This window comes from Actinophytocola xanthii (assembly GCF_001921205.1).
GTDB classification, from domain to species: Bacteria; Actinomycetota; Actinomycetes; order Mycobacteriales; family Pseudonocardiaceae; genus Actinophytocola; species Actinophytocola xanthii.
Window position 1 is genome coordinate 266,767 of record NZ_MSIE01000001.1, and the last position, 16,213, is coordinate 282,979.

General features: G+C 71.9%; 14 protein-coding genes. 5 read left to right on the plus strand and 9 right to left on the minus strand.

Annotation, left to right across the window (positions count from 1 at the left end):
- Positions 1–70 precede the first annotated feature (70 nt).
- Complete coding sequence (locus tag BU204_RS01320) at positions 71–2,386, minus strand: RelA/SpoT family protein (RefSeq protein ID WP_075123619.1); 2,316 nt, start codon at positions 2,384–2,386, stop codon at positions 71–73.
- A gap of 77 nt (positions 2,387–2,463) precedes the next feature.
- On the opposite strand from BU204_RS01320, the gene BU204_RS01325 reads away from it, so the two are divergent.
- Positions 2,464–3,228, plus strand: a complete 765-nt coding sequence (locus BU204_RS01325) for a dioxygenase family protein (RefSeq protein ID WP_075123620.1) — start codon at positions 2,464–2,466, stop codon at positions 3,226–3,228.
- Positions 3,229–3,239: 11 nt separating this feature from the next.
- On the opposite strand, the gene BU204_RS01330 is transcribed toward BU204_RS01325, so the two are convergent.
- The 7 genes from BU204_RS01330 to ruvC all read right to left on the minus strand — a co-directional run bounded on the left by BU204_RS01330 (position 3,240) and on the right by ruvC (position 9,739).
- Positions 3,240–3,761 carry an adenine phosphoribosyltransferase gene (locus tag BU204_RS01330; RefSeq protein WP_075123621.1) on the minus strand — a complete coding sequence of 174 codons (522 nt, stop codon included), beginning with the start codon at positions 3,759–3,761 and terminating at the stop codon, positions 3,240–3,242.
- 2 nt (positions 3,762–3,763) lie between these two features.
- Entirely contained in the window at positions 3,764–5,065 is a 1,302-nt protein-coding gene (gene secF, locus BU204_RS01335) for a protein translocase subunit SecF (protein ID WP_075123622.1), read from the minus strand.
- Between the two features lies 1 nt (position 5,066).
- Positions 5,067–6,875 carry a protein translocase subunit SecD gene (gene secD / locus BU204_RS01340; RefSeq protein ID WP_075123623.1) on the minus strand — a complete coding sequence of 603 codons (1,809 nt, stop codon included), beginning with the start codon at positions 6,873–6,875 and terminating at the stop codon, positions 5,067–5,069.
- 153 nt (positions 6,876–7,028) lie between these two features.
- A complete protein-coding gene (gene yajC / locus BU204_RS01345) occupies positions 7,029–7,436 on the minus strand; it encodes a preprotein translocase subunit YajC (RefSeq protein WP_075123624.1) in 408 nt (135 codons plus the stop codon).
- 25 nt (positions 7,437–7,461) lie between these two features.
- A complete protein-coding gene (gene ruvB / locus BU204_RS01350; protein WP_083660900.1) occupies positions 7,462–8,547 on the minus strand; it encodes a Holliday junction branch migration DNA helicase RuvB in 1,086 nt (361 codons plus the stop codon).
- A 20-nt stretch (positions 8,548–8,567) separates the two neighbouring features.
- Positions 8,568–9,158 carry a Holliday junction branch migration protein RuvA gene (gene ruvA / locus BU204_RS01355; RefSeq protein ID WP_075123625.1) on the minus strand — a complete coding sequence of 197 codons (591 nt, stop codon included), beginning with the start codon at positions 9,156–9,158 and terminating at the stop codon, positions 8,568–8,570.
- Positions 9,155–9,739 carry a crossover junction endodeoxyribonuclease RuvC gene (gene ruvC / locus BU204_RS01360; RefSeq protein WP_075123626.1) on the minus strand — a complete coding sequence of 195 codons (585 nt, stop codon included), beginning with the start codon at positions 9,737–9,739 and terminating at the stop codon, positions 9,155–9,157. The genes ruvA and ruvC overlap by 4 nt, the downstream gene beginning before the upstream one ends.
- A 190-nt stretch (positions 9,740–9,929) precedes the next feature.
- Here ruvC and BU204_RS01365 point away from each other — a divergent pair, with 190 nt between their 5' ends.
- The 4 genes from BU204_RS01365 to BU204_RS01380 are packed head-to-tail and all read left to right on the plus strand — an operon-like array spanning position 9,930 to position 14,472.
- Positions 9,930–11,162, plus strand: a complete 1,233-nt coding sequence (locus BU204_RS01365) for a sugar ABC transporter substrate-binding protein (protein WP_198942721.1) — start codon at positions 9,930–9,932, stop codon at positions 11,160–11,162.
- Position 11,163: 1 nt separating this feature from the next.
- Positions 11,164–12,084 carry a carbohydrate ABC transporter permease gene (locus BU204_RS01370; RefSeq protein WP_198942722.1) on the plus strand — a complete coding sequence of 307 codons (921 nt, stop codon included), beginning with the start codon at positions 11,164–11,166 and terminating at the stop codon, positions 12,082–12,084.
- The gene (locus BU204_RS01375; protein ID WP_075123628.1) at positions 12,074–12,916 is read left to right on the plus strand and encodes a carbohydrate ABC transporter permease; all 843 of its coding nucleotides are present in this window, start codon (positions 12,074–12,076) and stop codon (positions 12,914–12,916) included. Before BU204_RS01370 ends, BU204_RS01375 begins: the two co-directional genes overlap by 11 nt.
- 11 nt (positions 12,917–12,927) lie before the next feature.
- Positions 12,928–14,472 carry a glucoamylase family protein gene (locus BU204_RS01380; RefSeq protein ID WP_075123629.1) on the plus strand — a complete coding sequence of 515 codons (1,545 nt, stop codon included), beginning with the start codon at positions 12,928–12,930 and terminating at the stop codon, positions 14,470–14,472.
- On the opposite strand, the gene BU204_RS01385 is transcribed toward BU204_RS01380, so the two are convergent.
- Positions 14,450–16,204 (minus strand): metallophosphoesterase, encoded by a 1,755-nt coding sequence (locus tag BU204_RS01385; RefSeq protein ID WP_198942723.1) that lies wholly within the window; start codon positions 16,202–16,204, stop codon positions 14,450–14,452. The genes BU204_RS01380 and BU204_RS01385 overlap by 23 nt on opposite strands.
- Between the last annotated feature and the right edge of the window lie 9 nt (positions 16,205–16,213).

Genomic DNA, 16,213 nt, shown 5'->3' on the forward strand with positions numbered 1-16,213 from the left:
GCGGTCTTGAACGAATCGGACCCCCGCCCAGGACGCCCCAGTCAGGACGCCCCAGTCAGGACCGCCCCAGTCAGGACGCTGAGGTCACCCGGTAGACGTCGTAGACGCCCTCGACGCTGCGCACGACCTTCAGCACGTGGCCGAGGTGCTTGGGGTCACCCATCTCGAAGCTGAACCGGCTCACCGCCACCCGGTCCCGCGAGGTGGTGACCGACGCGGACAGGATGTTCACCTTCTCGTCGGCGAGCACCTTCGTCACGTCCGAGAGCAGGCGGTGCCGGTCGAGGGCCTCCACCTGGATCGCCACCAGGAACACCGAGGACTCCGACGGCGCCCACTCCACGTCCACCAGGCGCTCCGGCGAGGCCAGCAGCTCGCCCGCGTTCGTGCAGTCGGTCCGGTGCACCGAGACGCCGCCGCCCCGGGTCACGAAGCCGAGGATGTCGTCGCCGGGGACCGGGGTGCAGCAGCGGGCGAGCTTGACCCAGACGTCGCTCGCGTCCTTGACGATCACGCCGGCGTTGCCGGTCGGCCGGCGGCGGCTGACGGTGGAGGGCGTGGCCCGCTCGGCCAGCTCGTCCTCGGCGTGCTCGACGCCGCCGAGCAGCGCGACCAGCCGCTGCACGACGTGCCGCGCGGAGGTGTGGCCCTCCCCCACGGCCGCGTACAGCGCGCTCACCTCGGCGTAGCGCAGCTCGCGGGCGAGCGCGGCCATGGAGTCGGCGGAGACCAGCCGCTGCATGGGCAGGCCGACCCGGCGCACCTCCTTGGTGATGGCGTCCTTGCCCGCCTCGATCGCCTCTTCCTTGCGCTCCTTGGCGAACCACTGCTTGATCTTGGCCCGCGCGCGGGGCGAGGCGGCGAAGGCGAGCCAGTCGCGCGAGGGTCCGGCGCCCTCGGCCTTGGAGGTGAAGATCTCGACCACGTCGCCGTTCTCGAGCTTGCGCTCCAGGGCGACCAGCCGGCCGTTGAGCCGTGCGCCGATGCAGCGGTGCCCGACCTCGGTGTGGACGGCGTAGGCGAAGTCGACCGGCGTCGCCCCGGCGGGCAGCGTGTGCACGTCGCCCTTCGGGGTGAACACGAAGATCTCCCGGGCCGCGAGGTCGTAGCGCAGCGCCTCGAGGAACTCGCCCGGGTCCGCTGCCTCCCGCTGCCAGTCGAGGAGCTGGCGCATCCAGGCCATCTCGTCGACCTCGACGGCATGGCCCTCGTGGGTGCCCCGGGTCTCCTTGTACCGCCAGTGCGCGGCGATGCCGTACTCGGCGGTGTTGTGCATGTCGTAGGTGCGGATCTGCACCTCGAGCGGCTTGCCGTCCGGGCCGATCACCGTCGTGTGCAGCGACTGGTAGACGCCGAACCGGGGCTGGGCGATGTAGTCCTTGAACCGGCCGGGCATCGGCTGCCAGAGCGCGTGCACCACGCCCATCGCGGCGTAGCAGTCCCGCACGTCCTGCACCAGCAGCCGGACGCCGACCAGGTCGTGGATGTCGTCGAACTCGCGGCCCCGGACGATCATCTTCTGGTTGATCGAGTAGTAGTGCTTGGGCCGCCCCTCGACCTTGGCGTTGATCCGGGCCGCCTCGAGGTGGGCGGTCAGCTCCTCGGTGACCTTGTGCAGGTAGGTGTCGCGGGACGGCGCCCTGGTCGCCACCAGCCGGACGATCTCGTCGTACTTCTTGGGCTGCAGGATCGCGAACGCGAGGTCCTCGAGCTCCCACTTGACCGTGGCCATGCCGAGCCGGTGGGCCAGCGGGGCGAGCACCTCCAGCGTCTCGCGGGCCTTCTTGGCCTGCTTCTCCGGCGGCAGGAAGCGCATCGTCCGCATGTTGTGCAGCCGGTCGGCGAGCTTGATGACCAGCACGCGCGGGTCCCTGGCCATGGCGATGACCATCTTGCGGATGGTCTCGGCCTCCGCGGCGGAGCCGAGCTGCACCTTGTCCAGCTTGGTCACACCGTCGACCAGGCGGCCCACCTCCTCGCCGAAGTCCTCCTCCAGGTTGGCCAGCGAGTAGTCGGTGTCCTCGACGGTGTCGTGCAGCAGGGCGGCGACCAGCGTGATCGTGTCCATACCCAGCTCGGCGAGGATCGTCGCGACGGCGAGCGGGTGGGTGATGTACGGGTCCCCGGACTTGCGGCGCTGGTCCCGGTGCGCCTCCTCGGCGACGTCGTAGGCACGCTGGAGCAGCGTCAGGTCCGCCTTGGGGTGCAGCTCGCGGTGGACCGCGGCCAGGGGCTCCAACACCTGCTTGACCGGGGCGGAGCGCTGGGCGGTGATCCGCCTGGCCAGCCGCGCGCGGACCCGGCGGGTCGCGGACGGCGCCCGGGCCGTGTTCGGTTGGGCGGCGGCACCGTCCTGCGCCGCACCGGTCTCGACGTTCTGGCTCACTCGCGGCTCCCCGCACTCTGAGTCCTGAGGATAACCTGCTACGATTTAGTTTAAGTTTCAACCTCGCGGGAGCGGCCATGTCCATGCCTGTCCTGTACCTCAGCCACGGTGCACCACCTCTCGCCGACGACCCCGTGTGGACCGGCCAGCTCGCCTCCTGGTCGGCGGACATCCCGCGCCCGACGGCGATCCTGATCGTCTCCGCGCACTGGGAGAACGCACCGTTGACGATCGGAGCCACGACCACGGTTCCGCTCGTCTACGACTTCTGGGGCTTCCCGCAGCGGTACTACTCGGTGACCTACCCGGCGCCGGGGGCACCGGAGCTGGCGGCGAAGGTCCGCGGGCTGCTCGGCCCGTCGGTGCACGAGGACCCCGGCCGCGGCCTCGACCACGGCGCGTACGTGCCGCTGGTGGAGATGTACCCGGACGCCTCGGTGCCGGTCCTGCAGGTCTCGATGCCCTCGCTCGACCCGGTCGAGCTGTTCTCGGTCGGCCGGCGGCTCGCCCCGCTGCGCGAGGAGGGCGTGCTGATCATCGGTTCCGGGTTCTTCACCCACAACCTCTCCGCGGTCCGGATGGACGACCCCGCGGCCGCCGCGCCGTCCTGGTCGGCGGAGTTCGACGACTGGGGCGCCCGGGCGCTCGCCGAACGGGACTTCGACGCCCTGCTCGACTTCGCGCACAAGGCGCCGGCCAGCCGGCTGGCCCACCCGCGGACCGAGCACTTCGCACCGCTGTTCGTCGCCGCCGGCGCCAGCCTCGCCACCGACGAGCCGGCGCGGTCGGTGATCGACGGGTACTGGTACGGGCTGTCCAAGCGCTCCGTGCAGTTCGCCTGAGGGACTCGGCCTCAGAGCGCCTGGAGGGCCTGGACCTCGCGCCCGGGGAGCTGCCCGCGCCCGCCCAGCGCGGTCAGCTCGAGCACCACGGACACGGCGACCACCTCGGCACCCGCGCGCTCCACGAGCTCGCAGACCGCGGCCACAGTGCCGCCGGTGGCCAGCACGTCGTCGACCACGGCGACCCGCTGGCCCTCCCGCAACACCTCTGCCGGCAGCTCCAGCGAGGCGGTGCCGTACTCCAGCTGGTAGTCCACCCGTGCGGCGACGGCCGGGAGCTTGCCGGCCTTGCGCACGGGGACCATCCCGCAGCCCAGCGCCAGCGCCAGGGGAGCGCCGAGCAGGAAGCCGCGTGCCTCGACCGGGGCGACCACGTCCACGTCCGCGGGCAGTGCGGCGGCCATCGCGTCGACGACCGTCCGCAACGCCCCGACGTCCGCGAACAGCGGGTTGAGGTCGCGGAAGAGCACCCCCGGCTCCGGGAAGTCCGCAACCGTGCGCACCAGCTCCAGCGCGCGCCGCAGGTCGGCCACGGCTACCGGCGCCGCTTGCCGGTGGGCCGGCCGGCCTGCTTGCCCGTGGGACGCCCGCCCTGCTTGCCGGTCGGCCGGCCGCGGCGGTGTGCCTCGGCCGTCCTCGGGTTGCGGGTGGGCACGCTGGAGGCCGCGGCCATGGCCTTCTCCCGGCGGAGCTCGGCGTCCAGGGCGTCGTCGTCCGCGGCGTCGAAGTCGTCCTCGGCCACCGCGCCGTCCGGCGCACCGCGCTCGGCGGCCTTGCGGGCCAGGTTCTCCCGGCGCGCGTGCACCCGGCGGGCCTGGTCCTTGAACTTCGGCTCGGTCATCTTCATGTCGACCAGCAGCGGCGTGGCCAGGCAGATCGAGGACAGCGCACCGGCGATGATGCCGGTCAGCTGGACCAGGGCCAGGTCCTGCAGGGTGCCGACGCCGAGCAGGCCGACACCGACGACCAGCAGGCCGATGACCGGGAGCACCGCGATCAGCGAGGTGTTGATCGAGCGCATCAGCGTCTGGTTCAGCGCGAGGTTCGCCGCCTCGGCATAGGTGCGCCTGGTCAGGCCGAGCAGCCCGCGGGTGTTCTCCCTGACCTTGTCGAACACCACGACCGTGTCGTAGAGCGAGAAGCCCAGGATGGTCAGCAGGCCGATCACGGTCGCGGGGGTCACCTCGAAGGCGACGATCGAGTACACCCCCGCGGTGACCACGACGTCGTGCACCAGGGCGGCCAGGGCCGCGACGGCCATCCACCGCTCGAAGTAGAACGCGAGGAAGATCGTCACCAGCACGAGGAACACGCCGAGCGCGATCAACGCCTGCTGGGAGATCTCGCCGCCCCACGACGCGCTCACCGCGCTGTCGGAGATCACTTCCTCGCTCGGCTGGCCGTTGTCGTTCAGCGGCTGGAACTCCTCGAACAACGCGCCCTTGAGCTCGGCCACCTCCCGGTTGTTCAGCGCCTCGGAACGGACCTGGATCGTCGCGCTCTCGCCGGCGCCGACCGTCTGCACGGTGGCCGGTTCCTTGCCCAGGGTGTCGGTGAAGACGTCGGTGACCTGCTCGGTGGACACCTGGCCGTTCGCGCCCTCCGCGGGCATCGAGACCCGGGTGCCGCCCTTGAAGTCGATGCCCAGGTTGAAGCCGCGGAAGACGATCGACGCCAGGCAGACCAGGATCAGCAGCCCGAAGATGATGTACCACCGCTTGCGCTTGCCCACGACGTCGAACGCGCCGTTGCCCACGTACATCCGCTGCAGCAGGCCGGCCCGCTTGGCCGGGGCGGAGGAGCCGCCCTCCTGGCGCGGAGTCTGGCTGCTCGTCACGTCACGCCTCCTTCACGGCGGTGCCGGAACCGGACCGCACCCCGGCTCGCCGTTCGTTGGCGAACCGCTGTACCGACCCGAGGCCGGAGAACCTCGGGCTGGACAGGAACTTCGACTTGGACGCCAGCACGACCAGCGGGTGGGTCACGAAGAAGACCACCACGAGGTCGAGCACGGTCGACATGCCCAGCGTGAACGCGAAGCCCTTGACCTGGCCGACCGCGAGCAGGTAGAGCACGCCGGCGGCAAGGAACATGACCGCGTCCGCGGACAGGATCGTGCGCCTGGCACGGACCCACGCCCGGGGCACCGCCGAGCGGAACGTCCGGCCCTCCCGGATCTCGTCCTTCAACCGTTCGAAGAACACGACGAACGAGTCGGCCGTGATGCCGATGGCGACGATGAACCCGGCGACGCCGGCGAGGTCGAGGGTGAACCCGACCCAGCGGCCGAGCAGCACCAGCACACCGAACACGATCGCACCGGAGAGCACCAGCGACAACGCGGTCAGCAGGCCGAGCATCCGGTAGTAGAACAGGCAGTAGACGAACACAAGCAGCAGGCCGATCGCGCCGGCGATCAGGCCGGCCTCGAGCGAGGCGAGGCCCAGCGTGGCCGACACGGTCTCGGCCTCCGAGGTGTCGAACGAGAGCGGCAGCGAACCGTACTTGAGCACGTTGGCCAGCTCCCTGGCCTCGTCGGCGCTGAACCCGCCACCGGCGCCGCCGCTGATCTGGGTCTGCCCACCCGAGATCGGCTCACGGATCTCCGGCGCCGACACCACCTTCGTGTCGAGCACGAACGCGGCCTGCTTGCCCACGTTCGCCGTCGTGTAGTCGGCCCATTTCCGCGTTCCCTCGTCGTCGAAGTCGAGGGTCACCACGTTGCCGACGCCCTCGGGGTTCGCCCCGGAGTTCGCGTCGGAGATCTGGGTGCCCTTGAGGAACGTGGGGCCGAGGATGTACTTGGCGGTGCCCTCCTGGTCGCAGGCGACCAGGGGCAGCGTCTCGTCGTCGTTGCCGACCAGCGGGTCCGGCTTGGAGCAGTCGAGCGAGGCGAGCGCGGCCTGCTGGGCGGCCGGGTCCTCGGGCACCGTGCCGTCCGCGCTCGGCACCAGGTTCGCGGCCTGGCGGATCGCCTTGGCCTCCTGGATCTCCTTGGCGGTCTCCGGGTCGATCGTGCCGTCCTCCTGGGCGTCGCTCGGCGGCGCGGAAGGGCTGGACGACGGCGGGACGGAGGACGGCGCGGACGGCGGCGCGCTGGACGGCTGGACGGCGAGGGCGGGAGCGGGGCGTCCCTGGGCCGACGGCGGGTTGGACGCGGCCGGCGGCGGGGTCGACGTTCCGCTCGAGGGCGGAGCCGAGGGCTCGCTCGAGGGCGGGGCCGAAGGGTTCGTGCTCGGCTGCTGCGACTCGGTGGGCGCGGGCTCGGCCGGAACGGCCTGGTACACCTGGCGGAAGCGCAGCTGGGCGGTCTGACCCAGGCTCTTGGCCTGCTCGCCCTCCTCGCCGGGGACGGTGATGACCAGGTTGTTCCCGTCGAGCACCACCTCGGTACCGGCGACGCCGATACCGTTGACCCGCGTCTCGATGATCTGCCTGGCCTGTTCGAGGGACTCCCGCGGCGGCGCGCCACCGTCGATCGTGCGCGCGGTCAGCGTGACGCGGGTGCCGCCCTGGAGGTCGATGCCGAGCTTCGGCGCCGCCCGGTGGTCCGGTGTGGCGAACACCAGGGTGTAGAGCAGGACCACGATGAACAGGAAGAACGCGAGATAGCGCCCTGGGCGGATCTGCCCTGCGGGTGGTGCCACGGTCGGTCGGTCTCCTCGAACTGGCGTCGGGTGTCAGACGCGTCTGGTCACACGACTGCGCCCGCACCCCGCTACACATGTGGGTGAGGGCGCAGCGTACCTGCCGCGGCGTGAGGCCGGTGTCACACGGTCACGCCACGCTTACAGGTCAGGCTACTTCTGCTTGCCGGACTCGAGCGAGGAGGCGTTGTCCGGGGTCTCGTCCCTGACCTCGACGTCCCTGACCTCGACGTCCCGAATCTCCGAGTCGGGGGTCTCGTCCGCGACGACCTCGTCCTCCACGAGCTCGTCGTCCTCGACCACCGGGCCGACCTTCTCGCGCACGGCCGCGCGCAGCCACTCGGTCTCAACCCCGGGCGCGATCTCGATGCTGACGGTCGCGTCGTCCGTGGTGTCGGTGACGGTGCCGTAGAGACCCGAGGTCGTCATCACCCGGTCCCCCACGGCCAGCGAGCTCTGCAGCTGCACTTGCTGCTCCTGCGCCCTGCGCTGGCGCCGGCTCATGAAGTACATCATGACGCCGAGCAGCCCGAACAGCAGAAGCATGGGAAGCAGTTCCATTTTTCTCCATCCGTGAAAGCTGTATTCACTCTGCGGTGTGCGCAGGGTCACTGTCGAACAGCGTAGGCGGAATCCCACCTGGGGCGTTAGCCGGGGCCGACAGCCCGAGGTGCACCCACGCCGCCGCTGTCGCCACCCGACCGCGGGGCGTCCTGGCCAACATGCCCGCTCGAACCAGGTACGGCTCGCACACCTCCTCCACCGTACTTGGCTCCTCACCCACGGCGACAGCCAGCGTCGAGACGCCGACCGGGCCGCCGCCGAAGGAGTGCACCAGCGCGCCGAGCACGGCGCGGTCGAGCCGGTCCAGGCCGAGCTCGTCCACGTCGTAGACCCGCAGTGCCGCGCAGGCCACCTCGCGGGTGATCGAGCCGTCGGCCCTGACCTCGGCGAAGTCACGCACCCGCCGCAGCAGCCGGTTCGCGATCCGCGGCGTGCCGCGCGAGCGGCCGGCGATCTCCTCCGCGCCGTCGGGACGCAGGTCCACGTCGAGGATGCGGGCAGAGCGGCGCAGCACCTGCTCCAGCTCCTCGGGCGTGTAGAACTCCATGTGCGCGGTGAACCCGAACCGGTCGCGCAGCGGGCCGGTCAGCGAACCGGACCTGGTGGTCGCCCCGACCAGGGTGAACGGCGCGATCTCCAGCGGGATGCTGGTCGCCCCCGGCCCCTTCCCGACGACGACGTCGACCCGGAAGTCCTCCATCGCGAGGTAGAGCATCTCTTCGGCCGGACGGGCGATCCGGTGAATCTCGTCGATGAACAGGACGTCGCCCTCGACGAGGTTGGACAGCATCGCCGCGAGGTCCCCGGCCCGTTCCAGGGCGGGCCCGGAGGTGATCCGCAGCGCGCTGCCGAGCTCCGCGGCGATGATCATCGCGAGGCTCGTCTTGCCCAGCCCGGGCGGGCCGGACAGCAGCACGTGGTCCGGTGCGGCGCCGCGCCCGCGCGCGCCCTGCAGCACCAGCTCCAGCTGTTCGCGCACCCGCGGCTGGCCGACGAACTCGGCGAGCCGGCGCGGGCGCAGCGACGACTCGTCGTCCCGCTCGCCGGGCACGGCGAAGGGGGACAGCTCGCTGCCATCCGCCTCGTCCAGGGTCTGCTCCTCCGTCACGGGGCCATCGTGCCCGACCACTACCGCTTACGACCGAGGGTGGCCAGGGCCTTGCGCAGCACGGTGGACTGGTCGCCGCCACCGTTGCCGCCCAGCACGCCGTCGACGGCCTGCTCGGCCTGCTTGGCCGGGAAGCCGAGACCGACCAGCGCCTCGACGACCGAGCCGCGCACGGCCGCGCCCCCGGACGCGGGCGTCGCCGCGGCGGGCAGCGCTCCCACCTTGTCCCGCAGCTCGATCACCATCCGCTCCGCGCCCTTGCGACCGATGCCGGGCACCTGGGTGAGCACGGTGAGGTTGCCGTCGGCGAGCGCGGCACGCAGCGTGTCCGGCTCGAGCACGGCGAGCGTGGCGAGCGCGATCCGCGGGCCGATGCCGGAGACGGTCTGCAGCAGGCCGAACAGGTCCCGCGCGGCCTGGTCGGCGAAGCCGAACAGGGTCAGCGAGTCCTCGCGCACGACCAGGGCCGTCGACAGCGCCGCCTCCTCACCCGTGCGCATGGTCGCCAGCGTCGAGGGAACGGCCTGGACCGCCAGGCCGACGCCGCCGACCTCGATCACGGCGTGGTCGAGCCCGACCGAGAGCACCCGGCCGCGGACGGAGGAGATCATGGCGTTGTTCCTTTCCCGGCGGCGCGACGACCGGCCTCGGCGAGTCTTGCCCGGTGCCGCCGGGTGAGCTCGGCGGCCCTCGCCTCCGCCTCGGCGAGCCGGGCACGCATGGGAGCGCGCCACAGGTGGCAGATCCCGAGCGCGAGCGCGTCGGCGGCGTCCGCCGGACGTGGTGCGCTGTCGAGCCCAAGCAGACGGGTGACCATCGTCGTGACCTGGGCCTTGTCCGCCCGCCCCGACCCGGTTACCGCGGCCTTGACCTCGCTCGGGGTGTGGAAGGCGACCGGCAGGCCGCGTCGGGCTGCGGCCAGCGCGACCACGCCGCCCGCCTGGGCGGTGCCCATCGCCGTGCGGACGTTGTACTGGCTGAAGACCCGCTCGACGGCGACCACGTCCGGCTGGTGGCGTTCGAGCCAGTCCTCCACCGCGTCGGCGACCGCGAGCAGCCGGCTCGCCAGGTCCGCATCGGGCGGGGTGCGGACCACGTCGACCGCGACGCAGCGCACGGTGCGCCCGGTACCCCCGTCGACGACGGCGATCCCACACCGGGTCAGTCCCGGGTCGACCCCCAGTACGCGCATCCGCTCACCACTTCCCGAGAACATCAGTTCGAAGCATAGGGAGCACCCCGCGCCGGCCCCGGCAGCGACACGGGGCGGGCGTGGTTGACACCCGTGCTAGAACTTCATTCAGAGCCGATGTAAGCGCTTCCAACGGCGGGGGTACGCGATGACCCGAGGAACCAGCCGGCGCGGTGCCTTACTCGCGGCGGTGACGGCCGTCGCACTGGCCGCCACCGCCTGTGGTCGGGACGAGGGCGGGAACGAGGCTCGGGAGGGCGACCGGGTCGGCTCCGGCCGGGCCAGCGGTGAGATCACCGTCTGGGCCATGGGAACCGAGGGCGAGAAGGTGTCGGTGCTGGCCGACGACTTCATGCGGGAGAACCCGGACGCGAAGGTCATCGTGACACCCGTGCCCTGGGACGGCGCGCACAACAAGATCTCCACCGCGATCGCCGGCCGGCGCACCCCGGACGTGACCATGCTCGGGACGACCTGGGTCGGCGAGTTCGCCAGGACCGGCGCCCTGGACGTGGTGCCACCGGACCTGGTCGAGCCGGGCGACTTCTTCCCCGGCGCCTGGGAGACCGGCGTCGTCGACGACACCGCCTACGGCGTGCCCTGGTACGTCGAGACTCGGCTGCTGTTCGTGAACAAGGCGGTGGCCCGACGCGCGGGGGTCACCGGGGCGCCGGCCGACTGGGCCGGGCTCAAGCAGGCGGTGCGGGACCTGCAGAGCCGCGGCGGCGCCAGGTGGGGGGTCTACCTGCAGCCCGGCCAGACCGGAGCCTGGCAGACCGTGATGCCGTTCGTCTGGCAGAACGGCGGGGACATCCACGACGGCGAGAAGTTCACCCTGGACTCGGCGGAGGCGACCGAGGCCCTCGCCTACTACCGGTCCTTCTACGACGAGGGCCTGTCCAGCCGGGACCGCCTGCGGGAGGGCGAGCCCGAGCGCAAGCTGCTCTCCGGGGAGGTCGCCGCGTTCGTCTCCGGCCCCTGGCACATCGGCCTGCTCGACGAGCTCGGCGGCGAGGGCGAGTACGAGGTGTGGCCGATGCCCGGCGGCGAGGGCGAGTTCACCTCGTTCGTCGGCGGGTCGTCGATGTCGGTGTTCGCCGACGCCGCCAACCGCGACGGCGCCTGGAAGTTCGTCTCGTACCTGATGCGCCCCGAGGTCCAGGTGACGTGGTACCGGACGGTCAGCGACCTGCCGGCGGTCCAGGCGGCCTGGGAGGACGAGGCGCTGGCCGGGGACCCGCTGCTGGCGACCTTCGGCGACCAGCTCGACCGGGCCAAGGCGCCGCCCGCCATCCCCACCTGGGAGCAGATCGCCGCCGGTGTCGACACCGAGCTCGAGAAGCTCGCGAAGGGCACCGCGTCGCCGGCGGACGCGGCGCGGGCCATGCAGCAGCAGGCCACCGCGATCGGCACGGGCGGCTGAGGTGGCCGCGGGGGCGTCGAGCCCGGGCGGGTCCCGGGCCGGATCGCTGTCCCGGGCGCTGACCGGCTGGACCTTCGTGCTGCCGTTCGCCGCGCTGTTCCTGGTGTTCACCGCGGGGCCGGTGCTGGCGTCGCTGGCGATGAGCGTCACCGACATCCGCGGCGCCGACCTGCTCGACCCGTTCGCGGTCAACCCCGTGGGGCTGTCGAACTACCTGGACCTGTTCGCCGACCCCAAGTTCGTCCAGGCCTCGGTCAACACCGCGATCTTCGTGGTGGCCGGGGTCCCGCTGACGATGGCGCTGGCCCTGCTGGTGGCCCTGGGGCTGAACTCGGGCCTGGTGCGGTTCCGCACGCTGTACCGCGTCGGCTACTACCTGCCGGTGGTCACCAGCATCGTCGCGATCTCGGTGGTCTGGCGGTTCCTGCTGCACCCGGACACCGGGCTGCTCAACGCCTCACTCGGGCTGGTCGGCGCGGGCGGCGCCAACTGGCTCAACGACCCCGCGTTCGCGCTGCCGGCACTGATCGTGATGACCGCCTGGCGCAACCTCGGCTTCGCCATGGTCATCTTCCTGGCCGGCCTGCAGGCGATCCCCCAGGACCTCTACGAGGCGGCCGAGATCGACGGCGCCCGGCGCTGGGCCCGGCTGCGCCACATCACCGTGCCGATGCTGCGGCCGACGATGCTGTTCGTCGCGGTGATCACCACGATCGGCTACGTGCAGTACTTCGAGGAGCCGTTCGTGATGACCCAGGGCGGGCCGCTCGACTCGACCCTCTCGCTGGCCTATCACACCTACAACCAGTTCGGGTTCGGCGACTACGGGGCCGCCTCGGCCACCGGCTACGTGCTGTTCGTCGTGGTCGTGCTGCTCTCGATCGCCTGGTTCCGCCTGCTGAGGAACAACGTTGACCGGTGACCCGACCCGCCGGCGTGACCGGCGCGCGCGGCTGGTGCTGCACGTGCTGCTCGGGCTCGGCCTGGTGGCGATGGTCGGCCCGTTCGTGTGGATGGTGCTGTCCTCGTTCAAGCCCGAGGAGGAGATCCGCCGGGTCCCGATCACCTGGCTGCCCGAGGACCCGACGCTCGCCAACTACGCCGAGCTCTTCTCCCGCCTGGACTTCCCGACCTACTTCACCAACTCCGTCGTCGTCGCGGTGCTGACCACGGCGGGCAACCTGCTGTTCTGCTCGGCGGCGGGCTACGCGCTCGCGAAGCTGCCGTTCCCCGGCCGGCGGGTGCTGTTCGGCATGGTGCTCGGCACGATCATGGTGCCGAACATCGTGACGATCGTTCCGCTGTTCGTGCTGTCGAGCAACCTGGGCCTGGTCGACTCGGTGGCCGGGCTGGTCCTGCCGTTCCTCGCCCAGGCCTTCGGCGTGTTCCTGATGCGGCAGTTCATCCTGTCCATCCCCGACGACCTGCTCGAGGCCGCGCGCATCGACGGCGCGAGCGAGCTCCGGGTCTTCTGGCGGATCGTGCTGCCGCTGTGCCGGCCGGCGCTGGCCACCCTCGGGATCCTCACGTTCCTCGCCTCGTGGAACAACTTCCTGTGGCCGCTGGTCGCGGCGACGACCGAGGACACCTACACCCTCCCGGTCGCGCTCGCGCTGTACGCCATCGGGCAGAACCGGACCGACTACGACCTGCTGCTCGCCGGCTCGGTCGTGGTCGTGTTGCCGGTGCTGGTCGTGTTCGTCCTGCTGCAACGCCATTTCGTCCGCGGTATCGCCACAACCGGACTCAAGTAGGAGGGTTTGCGATGACTCGCTCAGCCCCAGCCCGCCGGCTGGCCGGCGCGGCACTGCTGGCACTCGCCCTGGTCGCGCCGCCGGGCCCGGCCGCCGCCGAGACCTCCGGCGGGCACCAGCAGCTGACGCTCGCCCGGGACACCTGGCGCTCCTTCACGGCGATGACCGTGCCGGAGACCGGGCTGCCCGCCGACAACATCGACGGCGACCTCGACCCCGCCTCGCGCTCCGCCTACACCTCGCCGACCAACATCGGGTCCTACCTGTGGTCGGCGGTGGTGGCCGAGGAGCTCGGCCTCATCTCCCGCCGCGAGCTCGTCACCCGGGCCCGCCGCACCCTCGGCTCGGTCGCCCGGTTGGAGCGGCACGAGGACTCCGGCCAGTTCTACAACTGGTACGACCCGCTGACGCTGGAGAAGCTGCGGGTGTGGCCGGTGGACGGCAGCACCGTGTACCCGTTCATGTCCAGTGTGGACAACGCCTGGATGGCGGCCGCGCTGATGGTCCTGCGCAACGCCGTGCCCGAGGTGCGCGACCTGGCCGGTTCGCTGCTCGAGCCGATGAACTTCGCCTTCTACTACGATCCGGCGGCGCGCGGGCCCGAGGTGCCCGCCGGGCTGATGCGGGGCGGGTTCTGGGACGAGGAGCCGCCGAACTGCTCGCTCGTGGGCAACCACCCCGGCATCGGCGCGGACGTCTGGTACACCTGCCACACCTACGGCGCGTTCGCGAGCGAGACCCGCATGATCGGTTACGTGGCGATCGCGCTGGAGCAGGTGCCGCCCGCCCACTACTTCGCGCCCTGGCGGACGTTCCCGGACACCTGCGACTGGGGCTGGCAGGAGCAGAAGCCGGTCGGCGAGTTCGTCGACTACCTGGGCGTGCCGGTGTTCGAGGGCCACTACACCTACCGCGGCCTGAAGTTCGTGCCGACCTGGGGCGGAGACATGTTCGAGGAGCTGATGCCGGACATGTTCGTGCCCGAGGTCCGGTGGGGCAGGAACTCCTGGAGCCGCCAGCACGCCGTGTACGTCCGAGGGCAGATCGAGCACGGTCTGGCCGACGCGCGCTACGGCTACTGGGGCTTCTCGCCGTCCTCGGACCCGGACGGCGGGTACCGCGAGTACGGCGTGGACGTGATGGGGCTGGACGGCCCGGGCTACACCAGCGACCAGGAGCGCACGTCGGTCGACGTCGGCTTCACCGGCTGCCGGGAGGCCGCGCCGCCGCCGGAGTCCTACGGCGACGGCGTGGTCACCCCGCACGCCGTGGTGCTGGCCCTGCCCTACCAGCCGGCCGCGGCGCGCCACGAGCTGGCGAAGCTGCGCCGGGACTTCGACAGCTACGGCCCCGGCGGCTTCTACGACGCGGTGGCCGTGCGCAGCGGGAAGGTCGCGAAGCGGTACCTCGCCCTGGACCAGGGCATGATCATGGGCGCGCTGGGCAACCTGCTCGCCGGCGACGTCCTGCGCGACGCGTTCACCCGCGGCGGCGCGGAGCGGCACCTGCGGCCGGTCATGGCGATGGAGGAGTTCACCCTGCCTCGCCGGCAGTGACCGGCGGCCCACCGGGGTCGCGGGGGATCCGGATCGGCTCCTCGATCAGCTCCGGCGCCAGCTCCTCGCGCGGCAGCAGCCAGGGCTCGGTCGGCGCGCCGTCCGGGTTGGGCCGCCAGCGACGGCAGATCCGGGCCAGCTTCAGCGGGTAGACGGTGAGCGTGCCGTCGCGGCCGATGTGCAGCCGCAGGAAACCCTTGTGGTCCTCGACGCCCTGGCCGGCGAACAGCTCGTTGGAGTTGATCCCGAAGCGGTTCACGGCGAGCAGGTACAGAGCGACCACCTCGGCGGCGAGGAACCCGACCAGCAGCGGGGTGAGCACCACGACGACCCCGACCAGCAGCCACTCCCCCGTCGCGCCCTCGGGCAGCATGTCGCGGTCGAGCCACCGGACGGTGAACGCCCAGCCCACGCTCAGCGCGAGGTGCGCGAGGGCGTGCAGGACGCCGGCCGCGGCGTTCGTCCGACCGGTCCTGGGCAGGTCGAGCCGGGCGAACGCGACGGCGCCGAGCACCAGGAGCGTGGTCGCGAACACGGCCGGGAACCAGGCGCCGATCTGCGCGACGACCCCACCGGCAACGGGGTCGGCCGCCTTGGCCAGCCCGAACAGGACGGCCAGCGTCATCGCCGACTGCAGCAGGCCGGTGAGCCGCCAGAAGCCCGGGTTGCGCCAGGGCAGCCGGAGGATGCCGGCCGCCAGGCGCACGGACTCGGCCTGTCCCGGGTAGCGCCCGGCGAGGTCGAAGCGGGTGGTCGCGGGCGGGCCGGGGACCCGGGTCTCGGCCGGAGGAAGCACGAGCTCGGCGGGCAGCCGGTGGGTGCCGGCCAGGTAGGCCCCGCCCAGGCCCGCGGTGATCCGCTGCGCGGTGCCGTCCCGCTCGGCGTACCGCGCGTAGTGGTGCTTGTCGCCGGTCAGCATGAGCGGGACGGTCGCGCCGGTGGGGCCGATGACCTCGCGCATGAGGAACCGGATCGTGTCGTAGGCCTTGGTCCGGCCGCCCGAGCCGGCGGGCACCCAGGCGGGGGTGGGGGTGCACAGGATGACCGCGTCGCCCGTGCCCAGCCGGCTCGCGGCCGCCCGGAAGTAGGCTAGCTGCGGGGCGTCGACGTAGTCGTCGAACTGGGTGTCGACGGCGAACAGCCACCAGCGCGCCGGCAGCTCGATCGCGAAGTAGCTGCGGGTCTGCTCGGTGGCCCAGCCGCCGATCGACCGACCCTGGGCGAAGACCCGCAGGAACGAGGTGAGCCCGTCGTACCAGTCGTGGTTGCCGGGCAGGGCGAACAGCCGCGGCGCCTCCGGTGGAGCCACCGGCAGCGCCGCGCGGTACAGGCCCTTGCTGCGGTCCTCGTAGGCCTCGGTCGTGGCAGCGGGGTAGACCTGGTCGCCGCCCATGACCAGCAGCCGTCCCCGCGGCAGGGTCTGGCCGACGTCGAGCCGGGGCGCGGCGATCAGCGAGGCGACCGAGTAGGTGGCGTCGAACCCGTCCCCGAGGTCGGCCACGTAGTCGAACCAGAGCTCGTCACCGGGGATCGTGTGGGTGGTCGCCGGCAGGGTGCCCTGCAGCTCGCGCTTGTCGGCGTAGGCCCCGAACACACCGGCCATCAGCGAGCGGGCGCCGGTGGACACCAGCACCCCCGGGTCGAGCCAGCGGACGGCGCGCTGCGGCCGGAAGCCCAGCTCCTCCTCGGACATGGCTTCTGGCCGGGGACGACCCTGTGGCGGCTGAGGCATGGGGGAAAG